At 26.6% G+C, this 15481-nt stretch carries 12 protein-coding genes and 1 pseudogene; 10 read left to right on the top strand and 3 right to left on the bottom strand.

Annotated features, from left to right (window positions below; genetic code table 11):
• The 7 genes and pseudogenes from BM020_RS06655 to BM020_RS06625 form a co-directional block, all read left to right on the top strand.
• A pseudogene (locus tag BM020_RS06655) lies at positions 1 to 319 on the top strand (DDE-type integrase/transposase/recombinase); the annotation flags it as partial.
• Positions 320 to 617: 298 nt separating this feature from the next.
• A complete protein-coding gene (locus tag BM020_RS06650; RefSeq protein ID WP_074798651.1) occupies positions 618 to 1076 on the top strand; it encodes a ribonuclease domain-containing protein in 459 nt (152 codons plus the stop codon).
• Positions 1077 to 1140: 64 nt separating this feature from the next.
• Positions 1141 to 1443 carry a barstar family protein gene (locus tag BM020_RS06645; protein ID WP_234970531.1) on the top strand — a complete coding sequence of 101 codons (303 nt, stop codon included), beginning with the start codon at positions 1141 to 1143 and terminating at the stop codon, positions 1441 to 1443.
• 293 nt (positions 1444 to 1736) lie between these two features.
• Positions 1737 to 3560: a threonine--tRNA ligase gene (locus tag BM020_RS06640; RefSeq protein WP_074798649.1), complete on the top strand. Its 1824-nt coding sequence runs from the start codon at positions 1737 to 1739 to the stop codon at positions 3558 to 3560.
• A 245-nt stretch (positions 3561 to 3805) separates the two neighbouring features.
• Positions 3806 to 4870 carry a YeiH family protein gene (locus BM020_RS06635; RefSeq protein ID WP_074798647.1) on the top strand — a complete coding sequence of 355 codons (1065 nt, stop codon included), beginning with the start codon at positions 3806 to 3808 and terminating at the stop codon, positions 4868 to 4870.
• A 298-nt stretch (positions 4871 to 5168) separates the two neighbouring features.
• On the top strand, positions 5169 to 6386 hold the full coding sequence (locus BM020_RS06630) for a bifunctional 5,6,7,8-tetrahydromethanopterin hydro-lyase/3-hexulose-6-phosphate synthase (protein ID WP_067148501.1): 1218 nt from the start codon (positions 5169 to 5171) through the stop codon (positions 6384 to 6386).
• A 195-nt stretch (positions 6387 to 6581) separates the two neighbouring features.
• The gene (locus BM020_RS06625; protein WP_067148497.1) at positions 6582 to 6896 is read left to right on the top strand and encodes a zinc ribbon domain-containing protein; all 315 of its coding nucleotides are present in this window, start codon (positions 6582 to 6584) and stop codon (positions 6894 to 6896) included.
• A 259-nt stretch (positions 6897 to 7155) separates the two neighbouring features.
• Here BM020_RS06625 and BM020_RS06620 read toward each other — a convergent pair whose 3' ends face one another.
• The 3 genes from BM020_RS06620 to BM020_RS06610 form a co-directional block, all read right to left on the bottom strand.
• Complete coding sequence (locus BM020_RS06620) at positions 7156 to 7926, bottom strand: hypothetical protein (protein ID WP_074798645.1); 771 nt, start codon at positions 7924 to 7926, stop codon at positions 7156 to 7158.
• A gap of 323 nt (positions 7927 to 8249) precedes the next feature.
• Positions 8250 to 9053 (bottom strand): ATP-binding cassette domain-containing protein, encoded by an 804-nt coding sequence (locus BM020_RS06615; RefSeq protein WP_074798643.1) that lies wholly within the window; start codon positions 9051 to 9053, stop codon positions 8250 to 8252.
• Between the two features lie 11 nt (positions 9054 to 9064).
• Positions 9065 to 10609: an ABC transporter permease/substrate-binding protein gene (locus tag BM020_RS06610; protein WP_067149194.1), complete on the bottom strand. Its 1545-nt coding sequence runs from the start codon at positions 10607 to 10609 to the stop codon at positions 9065 to 9067.
• Positions 10610 to 11979: 1370 nt separating this feature from the next.
• Here BM020_RS06610 and BM020_RS06600 point away from each other — a divergent pair.
• The 3 genes from BM020_RS06600 to BM020_RS06590 all read left to right on the top strand — a co-directional run bounded on the left by BM020_RS06600 (position 11980) and on the right by BM020_RS06590 (position 15349).
• Positions 11980 to 12576: a flavodoxin family protein gene (locus BM020_RS06600; RefSeq protein ID WP_074798641.1), complete on the top strand. Its 597-nt coding sequence runs from the start codon at positions 11980 to 11982 to the stop codon at positions 12574 to 12576.
• A gap of 175 nt (positions 12577 to 12751) precedes the next feature.
• Entirely contained in the window at positions 12752 to 14317 is a 1566-nt protein-coding gene (locus tag BM020_RS06595) for a flippase (protein ID WP_067148482.1), read from the top strand.
• A gap of 339 nt (positions 14318 to 14656) precedes the next feature.
• Entirely contained in the window at positions 14657 to 15349 is a 693-nt protein-coding gene (locus BM020_RS06590) for a TOBE domain-containing protein (protein ID WP_074798639.1), read from the top strand.
• Positions 15350 to 15481: the final 132 nt, after the last annotated feature.

Below are 15481 nucleotides of genomic sequence, written 5' to 3'. Positions count from 1 at the left end.
ATTTGATTTAAATGATTATTATGAAGCTGAAAAAGAATTACAAGGTTTAATTTATCGTAAAAATGAATTTCATAATGTTATTTATGAAATTATAAGAAAATTTATTGTTTCTAGGTATAAAAGCTTTATTTATCATTTAAAAGATAAGAAAATTGAGAGAACAACTAATAAGCTTGAAAATGCTTTTCAAAAAACTATGCCTAAATCAAGAAAAAGAACTTTTAAGACTATTCGTGGTGTTTTAAAGAGAATTTATCGCGGAGATTTGATTTGGAATGAAAATCGAAAACTTAATCAAGTTCATCAACAAAGTTTTTGAAAGAGCCATAGTTTAAGAAAAATTAAATAAATTAAGAAGCTTTTTTAAAAAAGTTAAAAATTAAATAAACTAAGAAGCTTTTTTAAAATTAAGTTAAAAATTAAATAAACTAAGAAGCTTTTTTAAAATTAAGTTAAATATAAAAATAAGATATAAAAATCAGACATGACAAAAGAATTTATAAACTTATATTAAAAGAGAAATAAAAATAAAATTAATTAAAATTTTTTAAATTAATACTATTATATTCTTTAAAATTAGGAATGTTTTTAAAAACAAAAGGATAAAAGGGTTAAAAATGAAAAACTGGAAAATAATTGGATTAATCTTAATCATCTTACTTTCTGTTGTTGCAGTAAGTGGATGTATTGGAGATGAACCATCATTTGATAATAGTACACTTGATGTGAATGCTCTTAATATAACAGAAGATGGAACCTATGACTCTAAAGAAGAAGTTGCAACCTATATTAAGGAATATCACAAACTTCCTTCAAATTATATAACTAAAAGTGAGGCAAGATCTCTTGGGTGGCATGGCGGAAGTGTAGAAAAATATGCACCTGGAAAATGTATTGGAGGGGACAGCTTCTCAAATCGTCAATCTATTTTACCTGTAAATCATGCTTATAAAGAATGTGATATCGACACTTTAGGAGCAGATAGTAGAGGCCCTAAAAGAATAGTTTATTCTACTGATGACTATGAGGTTTATTATACTGGAGATCATTATGCAAGCTTTGAGCATTTAACTTGAATTAGATGATTTAAAACTCTTAAATAAATTACTAAATCTTAATCAAAAATAGCTAGGAAAAAACATGACAAATAAAATATTAGAAAATAGAGGACTTAGGAAAAAGCTAAAAAAAATGATAGATAATATGAATGAAATAGTCTTATATGGGAAAGAGATGAAAGAAAATCCTCATGAATATATTAAAGAAAAACTAGATTTCCCAGATTATTATGGTGAAAATCTTGATGCATTGTTTGACTGTTTAAGTGAATTATACAATAAAACAATCATTATAAAAGATAGTTCAGCACTTGATGATAATTTATTAGCTACTTTTAAAGATGCATCTAGAGAAAATCTTGATTTAAATTTAATTTTAGACTAATAAATTTGATTTTAGACTAGGATTTTAGGCTAGTATTTATTAATCTAAATCCTACTTTTTTTAAATGAAAAAATTTTAAAAAATCTTTATATTATTACCAATAATTAAATAATATAAAAAATAAAATTATACTATTATATTGTATCATAAATATTATACTACTTATATTGTATTATAATATTGTAAAAACTAACACTTATCTAATTATTTAAAAATTTATTTTTTTATTTTACAATATAAAATTCATTATATTAATCTGATAAATTATTTTTAAAATTAAAAACGGTGAAAATATGAGAGTTTTACTTATTCACTCTGATTATATAAAATATCAAGTAAAAAACAAAACTCCAGTAGCTGAAGAAATTGAAGAATCATATAAAAATGGTGCCTTTGAAGAAGCTTTAGTCGTTTTCTCATCAATTGAAAAAGAAGATGAAAAAAATCCAGAAGCTATTGCTCGTAACTTAGTTGCTGAAGTTAAAAAAACTAACGAAGAAGTTAATGCAGAAAAAATCGTTTTATACCCATATGCTCACTTATCTTCATCACTTGGTGCACCAAAAGTAGCAGTTCAAATATTAAAAGATGCTGAAGATGCACTTAAAGAAGAAGGGTTAGATGTATTTAGAGTACCATTCGGTTGGTATAAAGCATTTGAAATTTCATGTAAAGGACACCCATTATCTGAACTTTCAAGAAATATTAGCTCAGATAAAGAAGAGGAAGAGAAAAAAGAGAAAAAACCATCTAAATGGTTAATTTTTGATAATGGAAAAGCAATCGAACCTAAAGAATACAATTATAAAAGTTCTGATTTAGAAAAATTAGTTGCATATGAATTAGGTGAAGGAGCTTCTGATGAAGGAGAACCTCCACATGTTAAAATCATGAGAGAAAAAGAATTATGTGACTATGAACTTGCATCTGATATTGGAAATCTTAAATGGTATCCAAAGGGAAGATTAATACGTGATTTACTTGCTGATTATGTTTATAACTTTGTTGTAGATTTAGGTGCAATGCCTATTGAAACTCCAATCTTCTATGACCTTGCAAATGATGCTATTAGAGTACATGCAGCTAAATTTGGAGAAAGACAATATAAAACTGCAACTAAAAAAGATTTAATGCTTAGATTTGCATGTTGTTTCGGTGCATTTAGAGTTCTTGGTGAATCATTTTTAACCTGGAAAAACTTACCTGCTAAAGTTTATGAACTATCTACCTACAGCTTTAGATTTGAAAAAAGAGGAGAAGTTGTAGGTCTTAAGAGACTTAGAGCATTTACTATGCCAGATATGCACAGTATTTGTACTGATATGGAACAAACTTTAAAAGAATTTGACTCACAAGTGGATATGTGTATACAAACTGGAATAGATTTAGAAGTGAACTATGAGGCAATCTTTAGAGCTACTGAAGACTTCTATGCAGAACATAAAGATTGGATGGAAGCAACTGCTAGAAGAATTGGTAAGCCATTACTTTTAGAAATCTTACCTGAAAGAAAACACTATTGGTCTTGTAAAATCGACTTTGCAGCTATTGACTACTTAGGAAGACCTATTGAAAATCCTACTGTACAGATAGATGTTGAAAGTGGTAAAAGATTTAGTATTGAATATATCGATGAAAATGAAGATGTTCAAAACCCTATTGTTTTACACTGCTCTCCAACTGGAAGTATTGAAAGAGTTATTTGTAGTTTACTTGAAAATACTGCAAAAGAAGATGGAAAATCACCTATATTACCTTTATGGTTATCTCCATCACAAGTTAGAATCTTACCAATCGGTGAAAAACATCTTGACTATGCAAATAAATTGGCAGATACTATTTCAGCTAATGATATTCGTGTAGATGTTGACAATAGTGATGATAGAGTAGGTAAGAAAATTAGAAAGGCTTCTAAAGAATGGATTCCTTACATCATTGTAATTGGAGATAAGGAATTAGAAACTAATAATTATTCTGTAACTGTAAGAAAAACTGGTGAAAAAGTTGATATGACTGCAGATGAACTTATTAATGCAGTTAAAGAAGAAACCAAAGGAATGCCTTATAGAAGACTTCCATTACCAAGAAACGTTGCAGATAGAATTAATTTTAAATAATTAAATTTAAAATAATTTTAATTAATAAAAATAAATCTATTAAATGAAAATAAGATTAATTATAAAAATAAGTTGATTAAATTCAACTTATTAAACTCTTTTTTTAAAATATTATTTTTACTAATCCCTTTAAAATTCTTAAAAATTATAATATTATTTATATACTTTTTAGAAATTCTTAAAAAAATAGTCTTAAAAATAATTTATTTTTTATATCTTTTAAAAAATCTAAACAAGCTGATTTTATGCTAAATTTAAGTAAAAATACTTTATATGGATTAATAATTTGTTCTATAATTGCAATTCCTTCATTTTTATTAGGTAATTTGTTCCCAATAATAGGGGGACCTATCATTGCAATCATACTTGGAATGATTATAGCAATCTTTTGGAGAGATAAGGGAAATCTAGAAGAAGGAATCAACTTTACATCTAAGTATATTCTTCAATTAGCGGTTGTATTTTTAGGTTTTGGACTTAATTTAGGTGCTATTGTTGCAACAGGAATTCAATCCCTCCCAATTATTATAGGTACAATATTTATAGCTCTTATTCTTGCATATATAATGATGAAAATCCTAAAATTAGAGAGAAATACAGGAATTTTAATTGGTGTTGGATCCTCTATTTGCGGAGGTTCTGCAATTGCTGCAACTGCTCCTGTAATTGGTGCAAAGGATGAAGAAGTAGCACAATCTATTTCAATAATCTTTTTCTTCAATGTAGTTGCAGCTATTATTTTCCCAATGCTTGGTAGAATACTTGGTTTTTCAACTTTAAATGGAGATGCATTTGGTATCTTTTCAGGGACAGCTATTAATGATACATCATCTGTAACAGCAGCAGCTGCAACATGGGATAATATGTGGGGACTTGGTAGTTCTACACTTGATAAGGCCACAACAGTTAAATTAACAAGAACATTAGCTATTATTCCAATAACACTTGTTTTATCTTATGTTATTGGTAAAAAAGATAATAATAATGGAGATAATAATAGAGATAATGAGGGTAATGAAAGTGAAGGATTTAGTTTAAAAAGAGCTTTTCCAACATTTGTAGCATTTTTTATTTTAGCATCTATAATAACAACAATAGCAGTTGCTTTAGGAGTAGATTCTAATTTATTTATTCCTATGAAAGAATTAAGTAAATTTTTAATTGTGATGGCAATGCTTGCTATAGGATTAAATAGTGATATTGTAAAAATTGTTAAAACTGGAGGAAAACCCTTATTAATTGGTGGAACTTGTTGGATATCAATAACTATTCTAAGTTTAATTCTACAACATTTATTAGGTATTTGGTAATTTACTCGCAAATTTCTATTTTTTATTATTTTTTTATTCTTTTTATTTAAATTATAATTCTCATTCTAAGGAACTATTTTTAACTTTTTATTAATTACTTAACTATATATTATATAAAATCATAAATTATATTTGTGTAAATACTTACTATATTATGAAATATATTCTTAAAATAATAATATCCCAATATATAGCATAATATTTTAATATTTAAACTAAATTAAATAATTTAAAATAAATGATTTAAATTGAAAAAATCATGGTTATATTTATTTATCTTTAAATTGGAGGATATGAAATGTTTATAGGAGAAGCTCTCATTGGAGACGGAGACGAATTAGCACATGTTGATTTACTTATTGGTGAAAAAGATGGTCCTGTAGGAAATGCTTTTGCTAATGGATTAAGCCAATTATCTGTTGGACACACTCCATTACTTAGTGTAATTAGACCTAACTTAATGACCAAACCAGCTACCATAATTATTCCTAAAGTAACTGTTAGTGATATGGATGATGCAAGTAAAATATTTGGACCAGCTCAAACTGCAGTAGGTAGAGCTGTAGCTGATTGTGTGGAAGAAGGAATTATTCCTAAAGAGAAAGCTGAAGATTGGGTAATTAATGCTAGTGTGTTTATTAGTCCAGATGCTAAAGATTACAGAAAAATTTACCAATACAACTATGCTGCAACTAAATTAGCAATTAAAAGAGCATTAGATGGATACCCAGATATGGATAAAGTATTATATGAAAAAGATCGTGGAACCCATGCAATTATGGGATTCAAAGCTATCAAACTCTACGAACCACCTTACTTACAAGTTGCTCTTGACCTTGATAACTTAGAACTTATGGAAAGAATTATTAATCAACTTCCTAACAGAGAAAGAATCCTCCTTGAAGCAGGAACTCCTCTTGTTAAAAAATTCGGTGTTGGCGTAGTAAGTAAAATTAGAGAGTTGGCTCCAAGTGCATTCATTATTGCAGATTTAAAAACTTTAGATGTTGGAAGAGTTGAAGTTAAAATGGCTGCAGATGAAACTGCTGATGCAGTAGCAATTTCCGGTCTCGGCACTATTGAATCAATTGAAAAAGCAATTCACGAAACTAAAAAACAAGGTATTTACTCTATCCTCGATATGATGAATGTAGATAACTTTACTGATAAATTAGCAAAAATCAATAAAGATTTATTGCCAGATATCGTTCTTCTTCACAGAAATGTTGACTTAGAAAGTAAACTTAGAGCAGAAGGTAAAAACCTTGATGATGTAAGTGCTTGGGGTAACATTAAAGAAATTAAAGAAATTAGTGGTGCTAAGGTTGCTGTAGCTGGAGGAGTAACTCCTGAAAAAGCAGAAGAAGCATTTGAAAAAGGTGCAGATATCATCATCGCAGGAAGATACATCATTGGTTCTGGCAACCCAAGAAGAGCTGCAGAAGACTTCTTAGCTCATATGCCTGTAGATCCAAACCACATGAGAGTAGTAATGGAAGATGATGAACAAATTTAAAAAGTCAGTAAATGACTAAAATTATTTAAGCATTATTAGCTAATTAGATTTTTCTAATTAGCTATTTTTTTTAAATAATTTTTGATTTTTCTAAAAAATAATCAAATTAATATTAAATATTAAATTATAAGATATCCAAACTTAAAATCAGTTTTTTATAAAATTTAAACTTAAAAAGTAAAAAATGGTGAAAAAATGGCATTTTGTAATTCTTGTGGTAAGCCTATGGGAAGAAATGATTATGGAACTAACGAGGACGGTAGTCAAAATGAAGACTATTGTAAAGATTGTTTCCAAAATGGAGAGTTTACAGAGCCAGATATAACTGTAAATGAAATGATTATCAGATATGCACAAAGAATGCTTAAAAAAAATCCGGATTTGCGTGAAGAAGAAGCAACAGGAATTCTTTGTAACTTTTTACCTAATTTAAAAAGATGGAATCCGAATCCTGATGATGAAATTGAGAATGATGAAGAAGAGATAGGTTACAGAGGACATATGAGATAATTTAATAAAAATGAGATCTAGAAGTTTTACTTCTATCTTTTTTTAAATTTTTAACCCATAAAACTATTTTTAATAATAATTTAACTTAATAAATAAGAAAAACTACTTTTAATAAAATAATTTAACTTAAAATAAGAAAAACTACTTTTAATAAAATAATTTAACTTAATAAATAAGAAAAACTATTTTTTAAAATAAAAAACTTTAGGAAAATATAGAATAACAATAGTAAAAAAAATAAGTAAAATAAGTAGTTAAATTATTGTATTCTTAAAATAAAGTTTTTAAATTTATCAAGCAAATTTTTATAATGAATTACTTTGACTTTTTCATTATACAAATCTTCTTGGGATTTTTCATATTTATTTAATAAAGCAATGTATTGTCTTTGAAGATCAATGTAATGGGTATAATCATAATCAGCAATTGACTGAATCGGGCTTAGAGCGATAACATCATCTTCATTAGATTCCCCAATAAAATTAGAGCCTAATAAACTGCTATTTTTTGCATCAATTTTTTCATTTAGTTTATTTAAATTATCATTTAAATCAGAAATAATAAAGTTTTTATCCTTTATTTTACTTTCTAAGCTTTCAATAGTGGCTTTATCCTCTTCAATTTGCATTTTTAAATCAGAACATTTATCTTCTAAGAAATGATTTTTCTTATTATATTCTTCTAATTCTAATTTTAAATCTTTTATTCCGGAATTATAATCATCTATCTTAGAATTATTTATTTCTAATTCTTCTTTAAGCTTATTTAATTCATCTTCTAATTGTTGGTTATCATCTTCAACCATAGTATTAAATAATTCTAAAGCTCTTTGCATCTCTATACTATCTTCAATTTCTTCAGCTTGTGATGAAGATAAAATAATAACTTCTTCTTTATCCTCAAATATATTATCTGATTTAGGTATTGTTACTTGAATCTGTTCTGTTTTATAGGTCTTTTTAGTACCATCCTTTAAAGTCCTATTATATGACCTAAAATATTTTTTAACAACACCTTTTACGAAATCCATATAGACACCTTTTAATATATTTGAAAAATAAATTATTAAATTATAAATCTAATTAAAAAAATACCAATATTGATAAAATTTAATAAATTTTATTTATTTAATATATATTTTTTATAATATTTAAATTTTATAATTTTAAAAATTATGTGAAAAACTAATTGAATGTAAAATGAAAAATAAATTTAAAAAAAATGACATAAAAAATAAAATAGCCCCACAACAATTAATAAATATTACTTAATAATGAATAAGTTTAAAATTACTATTTGAATTAAATTCAATGCTCTTTTTATAAAAGATGAGATTTTAAGTAGGAATTAAATCTAGTTAAGATCCAATTCCTTTTTAAGTATTTTTGCTCTTTCACAGAGTTTTTCCACAAATTCAGTTGCTGGTTTATTTAAAATATCTTCTGGTGTACCATATTGATTTATTTTCCCATCATTAATTACTAGAACATGTTTACCTAAAAAAAGTGCTTCACTTATATTGTGAGTTACAAAGATAATTGTTTGTTGTTCTTTGTCATGTATTTGTTTTAATTGTTTTTGTAGTTGATTACGTGTAATTTCATCAATAGCACCAAATGGTTCATCCATAAGTAATAAATTAGGTTCTGCAGCTATTGCCCTTGCAATACCAACTCTTTGTTGTTGGCCACCAGATAATTCATGTGGAAATCTCTTAAGATAAGAATCATCCAAGCCTACTTCATTCATTAAATGGGAAAGTTTTTCTTGTTTATTTTTAATATAAGTTTCCTTACTTTCTATATTATTATCACTTCCCTTTTTTTCATCTTCACGAATTAAGTCAGGAACATAGTAAACATTTTCTGCTACTGTAAGATGTGGAAAGAGCATGTTTCCTTGGATAGAATATCCAATTTTACGTCTTAGATTTACAGCATCAATATCTTCTATGTTTTTTCCATTGATAATAATTTTACCAGAGCTAGGATTTATAAGACGATTAATCATCTTAAGCATGGTTGTTTTACCACCGCCAGAACTACCAATAACTGTTAGAAAATCTCCCCTTTCAATATTTAGATTTAAATTGGAAATAACTTCATTACCATTATATGATTTACAAATATTATGAAATTCAATTATATTATCAGTCATACTAACACTTCCTAGACTAGTCCTTTTGATAGTAAGAATTCATGAGCAACAGTCTTAGGATCTTTATTCTCCACATCTACTTCATAATTCATGTGTATCATCTCATCTACTGTGATTTTTCCACTTAATTTATTAAGTACTGGAATTAAATCTGGATGTTCTTCTAGAGTTTCTTGACGAATTACTGGACAACAGTAATATGAAGGGAAGAAATGTTTGTCATCTTCTAGTATAGTTAGATTTGAGTTATATAATCTTCCATCAGTAGTGTAAACCTCTACAACATCAATTTTTCCTTGTTCAACAGCATCATATTTAAGACTTACATCTAAATCCATAGTTTCCCTGAATTTTAGTCCATAAACTTTTGATAGATTATCATATCCATCTGCCCTTGAAAAGAAATCTGATTCAGCACCAAAGCTTAATTGACTAGATATTGCTGATAGATCTGAAATACTTTTAAGATTATATTCCTCTGCAAGATCATTAGGTACTGCAATTGCATAGTTATTATAGAATCCATATGAATCTAGCCAAGTTTCATTATATCTATTCTTGAATTCTTCTTTTAAATTGTTAAACATGGATTCATTATAAACTCCACCATTGTTCAGTACACTCATCCATCCAACACCTGTATATTCTGAGTACATGTCAAATTCCTCATTCTGCATACCTCCCTGTATCGTAAATGATCCTCCAGAGATACCACTACTATACTCTACATGGTAGTTAGTATCATGTTCAATTAATTCCTCTAGCATATATCCTAGTATGTATTGTTCAGTATAGGATTTAGATGCAACATTTATAGTTTCATGACCATAATCTTCATAAATTTCATATGCACTAATAGCTACTATGATGATTATGATAATTGCAATAACCTTCTTGTTTTTAAAGAAATTTAGGAATTTTTTTCTAGAAGGACCTACTGCAGTTACTTTTTCAATAAATGATAGAATAAAATCTACTCCAACTGCAAGTATGGAAATTAAAACACTTCCTGCTAATACAAGTGACATATTATTTGTAGTAATTCCTCTATAGATAGCTACACCTAGACCACCTGCTCCAATAAATGATGCAATACCTGTTAGAGCAATAGTCATAACGGTCATATTACGAATAGCAGACATTATATGGGGTAAAGCTAGTGGTAATTTAATTTTAAACAAAATCTGTCTATCAGTACTACCCATACCCTTAGCTGCCTCAATGATTTCTGGATCAATAGTTTTAATACCAGTATTGGTATTTCTTACCATTGGTAAAAGACCATAAATTGTAAGGGCTATGATTGCATTAGTATCACCAACACCAGCTACTGGAATTAGAAAACCAAATAATGCAATTGAAGGGATAGTGTAAATTAGATTAACAATAGTTAAAATCCATTTATTTCTAGGATATTCACTTACAGTAATACCAAGACCAAGACCAATTATAATAGCAAGTGCTATTGAAATTATTGAAATTTCTAAGTGTTCAATAGTTAATTCTAAGAAAAAATCAGATTTATTTATAAACAATGATATTAATTCTTCTAAGATCTTTCTCACCTTATTTTTTTCTTTTCATAATGTAATTGTTGATAAGAGGTTATATTAAAAAGTTAAAAAATAAATAATAAACTAAATGATATTTTAGGTATAATGAAAAAAACAACAATTATATGATTAATAAAAAATTAATTTATCTTTTCTTTTATATTTGGAAAATATAAAATTAAATATTTCATTTCATAAAATATCTCTTTCAAAATATAACATATATGAGCTTCATATTCTACAAATATATATTTATAAGAACAATAATATAAAGATTGAAGGCATTTTCAAACTTGAGGGTTTATAAGAAATTCGAGTTGTGTGTTCCAATATTCGATTTTTAATGCATATCTTGTTAAAATTCCTTTTTCTGATTTTAAACATTTTTAATATCTCTTGGAAGTGACTTTAAGAAACTATTTTCAATTTTATTAATTGTATCCTCTATTTTACTATCCAAAATACCACACTTAATTTTTTTAAACTCAGAAATAATTGAATCTGAAACTATAATAAAAATAAGCTCTAATGATTCTTTAATTATCTTAAAAAACTTATTTTTTATTTTTTCAGAATTTTTAATAGTTTTACTATTTAAAATCTTAAAAACATCTTCTTTAAACAATTATATTAAAGCTAATTCTTCTTCAAGGACTTTATTTTCTTTTAAAAAGTTCCTTATATCCCTATTTATTTTTTATTTAGTATAAAACTTGCAAAAATGATATTTGATATTGATTTTATCAATTATAGCCAGATATTCCACTGCTAAATCAGTTATAATACATTTTTTAGACTGATTCGTCAATGATTTATTTAAAAACTTGTAAACAGTCCTTTTATCTTCTTTCTCGACTAATTCATAAGAAACAAGAGCATTCAATCAGTATCGAATAAAACAATAAATAGTTCCATTTACCATATTTTTTAACCAACAAGCTATCACATAATAGACAAAATGAAACATATAATAAATAGGTTGAAATAGAAATAGCAAGATTAACAACAAATGCAGTAAACATTAATAGTAAAGAATAAATAAAATCAATAATGATTATTATGAATATCTGCATCAAAATCTTAAAAAATTTAAATAAATAAGAAAAAAGTTAATACATTAGAACAAGAAAACCAGAAACAAAACTCAAAAACACAAATTATAATATCTACAGATTAAGATAAATTCAATAAAAATAATGATTTCTAGAAAGCCAAAAAATAAAAAAATAGGGTTTAAAATTATTTAAAGAAAAATAAAAAAAATAAAAATAGGGTTTAAAATTATTTAAAGAAAAATAAAAAAAATAAAAAATAGTTAAAAATAAAAATAAAAAAATTAATAAAAATTCGTAATGAGAATGGAGGAGATTAAAATGAAAATAATTGGAATATCTGGAAGTCCAAGAGAGGGAGCTAGTGAATTTTTATTAAAAAAGGCATTAAGTGAATTAGAAAAAGAAGAATCCTTTGAAACAAAATTCATAACTGTAAGAGATAGAAATATAAATCCATGTACTCACTGTGATAACTGTGTAGAAACAAGGGGAAAATGTTCAATTGATGATGATATGAATGAAATCTATTCATTACTTAAAGAATCTGATGGAATTATTTTAGCAAGCCCTATACACTTTGGAAGTATTTCAGCACAATTAAAAGCAATAATTGATAGATGTCAAGCTTTAATAATGGAAGATTTAGATATTTTTAAAAATAAAGTAGGTATTTCAATAGTTGTTGGCGGTGACCGTACAGGAGGCCAAGAATTAGCTATTCAACAAATTAATACTTTTTACTTATTAAATAAGATTATACCTCTAAGTGGAGGAGCTTTTGGTGCTAATTTAGGTGCATGTCTTTGGTCACAAGATGGTGGTGCAGAAGGAGTAAAAAAAGATGAATATGGCCTTAAAACATTAGATATGACTATAAACAATTTTAAAGAATTTTTACTAGAATTTAAATGTTAAAATAGATTTGTTTAAAAACAAGTTCGTGGTTAGCAGAACATATATAACTAAAAACTTATATAATAATATAAATCTATATTATATAGGATAATATATTAAATTTTAAAACTTTTTTTAATAATTCAGTGAAAAGATATATTTAATTTAAATATTTTTTAAATTTATTGGTGTGAACATGGGCGAAGCAAGTGGAAGTTCTAAAGTAGCTAAAGGAAGTGCAATAATATTTATTGGAAATATTATCTTCCGTGTAGGAGGATATGTATACCGTTTCCTTATGGCATCACTTTTAGGACCAGCAGCATATGGTATATTTGGCCTAACAACCCCTTTCCAAGGAATATTCCAAGTTTTATCTGCAGCAGGACTTCCTCCAGCAATAGCTAAATATGTATCTGAATATAATGTACTTGATGAAGAGGATTTAGCTCGTCAAACTGTTTTTACAGCTCTTAAGATAATGGTCTTTTTAGGATTTTTCTTTGGGCTAGTTATGGTTTTTGTAGCTGCACCAATAATTACAAATTATTATCATAAACCTGAAGCATTACTTCCACTTCAAGCTGTTGGTTTAATAACCCCATTTAGTGTAATTGTTGGAGCATTTAGAGGAGCTTTTCAAGGAGTATATAAAATGGAATATATCCTTTATACACGTGCTATTGAACAAATCTTTATGATTCTCTTTGCAACTGCACTTGTTATTCTTGGTTTATCTACCTTTGGTGCAGTTTTAGGTTCTGCTCTTGGTTTTGCAGCATCTGCAGCATCTGCAGTATATATCTTTAAAAGGTATATGGGAAAATATATCCCTCCTGCAAATCCTGATTTTAAATTCACACTAGATCAAGAGTTAAACCTTGCAAAAAGATTGATTTTCTTCTCAATTCCTATTACAATAACTGCACTTGCTGAAATGGGTATTTACAGCATTTGTACTTTAATCATGGGAGGATTTTTAGCTGCATCTGCTATAGGTTACTTTATAGCAGCAGATCCCATATCAAGACTTCCATTAATTGTATCAAGTTCACTTGCAACCACTATACTACCAGCTTCATCTGAAGCTTATGCATTAAAAGACCAACTTTTACTTGAAAAATACGTAAATGCATCTTACAAATATGGAATGTTCTTTGTTATTCCAATGTGTGTAGGAATAGCTATATTTGCAAAAGAGATTATGGGTCTTGTATACTTTACTAATGCAGCATATATGAATGGTGCAATGTCACTTGCAATTCTTGTAATTGGTATGACATTTTACTCTATTTATACAATATCTGGAAGTATTGTACAAGGTATTGGAAATCCAAGAATCCCAATGTATCTTTTAATATTCGGTTGTATTATTACACTAGGTCTCGGTTGGTATTTAATTCCAAAATATGGAATTGAAGGTGGAGCATTAGCAACTACAATAGCTTCATTTCTAATGATGATTCCAATGTTTTTACTTCAATTTAGATTAACAAAAACCCATGCCCCATATGCATTTTTAACTAAAGTTACAATAGCTTCCTTAATTATGACAATACCTTCATTTTTCCTTCCAAATAATAGTATTGGATTAATTATAGGTTTAATCATTTGTCCAATAGTTTATATGATTGCAATTGTAGCACTTAGAACTTTATCTCATGATGATGTAGTAGGATTTAGAAGATTTACTACTAAATTAGGCCCTATAAGAAAATATGTTAATAAATTATTAGATATTATTGATAGATATAGTTCTTAATCATTAATTAATTATAACATTTACTATTTTTAATTCAAATCCATTGAATAATAGATTTAAAAGCTTTTACTTTTTTAAAATTCATATCGATGAAAATAAACTAAACTTTTTTAAGAAAATATTGATTATAAAAAATATTCATAACGTGGGAAAAATGAATATAAGAATTTTTTATAGATTTATATCCCTTTTAAGCCATTATTAAATTATAAAATTAAAAATAAAAAATACGAAATAAAAATAAATAAGTTTAATTAATAAAAAGTATAAATTATAAATCAGTATAGGTAATTATTTTTTAAAAAGTGATAAGAATAAGGTAAAAAAGGGACGATAATAATGACTGAAGTAAAAGCAGGTGTAGAATATAAAATTAATATTGATGGTAATTCTTTTTTATTAGACGAAAAGAAATTCAATCTATTAATCTATATAAATGAAAGTGGATCTATTACAGAAGCTGCTAAACGTTCTAAAATTTCTTATAGAACTGCATTAAACTATATTAATAAAATAGAATCTACATTAGATATAGCTATTGTAAGCACTAAAAAAGGAGGTAGTGGTGGTGGAGGTAGTACCACTCTTACCGAAGAAGGTTTACAAATCTTAAAAGAATGTAAAAAAATCAATGCTATTATGGAACTTCATAGAGAAACTAATGAACTTGAAGCAGAGATTCTTGAAGTAGACAGAGAAAAAGGAGTTATGAAAATTCAAATGAATAAATTAACTATGACTATTCCTTTAAATAAAAAATATGAAGTTGGAGATAAAATATTAGCTCTGATTAGTTATGATAATATCTTTATAATGCTAGAACCTCAAACTTCAAGTATTAGAAATATCTTTAAAGGTAAAGTTACTGAAATGAGGCTTCAAGATGAGATGATTCGTGTAAAAATAGATATTGGTGGAGTTGACATTTTCTCAGACATTACCTTATCTGCAGGTAAAGACTTAGATTTAGGTTTAGGAAAAGAAGTTTACATTGGCTTTAAAGCATTATCAATAGCTACTTTAAAATTATAATAATAATAATTTAATCTATTTAAATAGAGATTAAGAATTTAATCTATTTAAATAGAGATTAAGATTTTTTAAAAGATCAATCCAAATTAAGAATTTAGTTTATATTTTTATACTAAAAAAAATAAAATAAGA

The organism is Methanobrevibacter olleyae (assembly GCF_900114585.1).
Taxonomy (GTDB): Archaea; Methanobacteriota; Methanobacteria; order Methanobacteriales; family Methanobacteriaceae; genus Methanobrevibacter; species Methanobrevibacter olleyae.
The sequence above is the reverse complement of the archived record's forward strand: the minus strand, read 5'-3'. Positions and strand labels throughout refer to the sequence as shown.

What these genes read in the sequence shown, in the direction of transcription:
- BM020_RS06650 (WP_074798651.1), top strand. Translation starts at nt 618, where the DNA reads ATGAAAAACTGGAAAATAATTGGATTAATCTTAATCATCTTACTTTCT.
- BM020_RS06645 (WP_234970531.1), top strand. Translation starts at nt 1,141, where the DNA reads ATGACAAATAAAATATTAGAAAATAGAGGACTTAGGAAAAAGCTAAAA.
- BM020_RS06640 (WP_074798649.1), top strand. Translation starts at nt 1,737, where the DNA reads ATGAGAGTTTTACTTATTCACTCTGATTATATAAAATATCAAGTAAAA.
- BM020_RS06635 (WP_074798647.1), top strand. Translation starts at nt 3,806, where the DNA reads ATGCTAAATTTAAGTAAAAATACTTTATATGGATTAATAATTTGTTCT.
- BM020_RS06630 (WP_067148501.1), top strand. Translation starts at nt 5,169, where the DNA reads ATGTTTATAGGAGAAGCTCTCATTGGAGACGGAGACGAATTAGCACAT.
- BM020_RS06625 (WP_067148497.1), top strand. Translation starts at nt 6,582, where the DNA reads ATGGCATTTTGTAATTCTTGTGGTAAGCCTATGGGAAGAAATGATTAT.
- BM020_RS06620 (WP_074798645.1), bottom strand. Translation starts at nt 7,926, where the DNA reads ATGGATTTCGTAAAAGGTGTTGTTAAAAAATATTTTAGGTCATATAAT.
- BM020_RS06615 (WP_074798643.1), bottom strand. Translation starts at nt 9,053, where the DNA reads ATGACTGATAATATAATTGAATTTCATAATATTTGTAAATCATATAAT.
- BM020_RS06600 (WP_074798641.1), top strand. Translation starts at nt 11,980, where the DNA reads ATGAAAATAATTGGAATATCTGGAAGTCCAAGAGAGGGAGCTAGTGAA.
- BM020_RS06595 (WP_067148482.1), top strand. Translation starts at nt 12,752, where the DNA reads ATGGGCGAAGCAAGTGGAAGTTCTAAAGTAGCTAAAGGAAGTGCAATA.
- BM020_RS06590 (WP_074798639.1), top strand. Translation starts at nt 14,657, where the DNA reads ATGACTGAAGTAAAAGCAGGTGTAGAATATAAAATTAATATTGATGGT.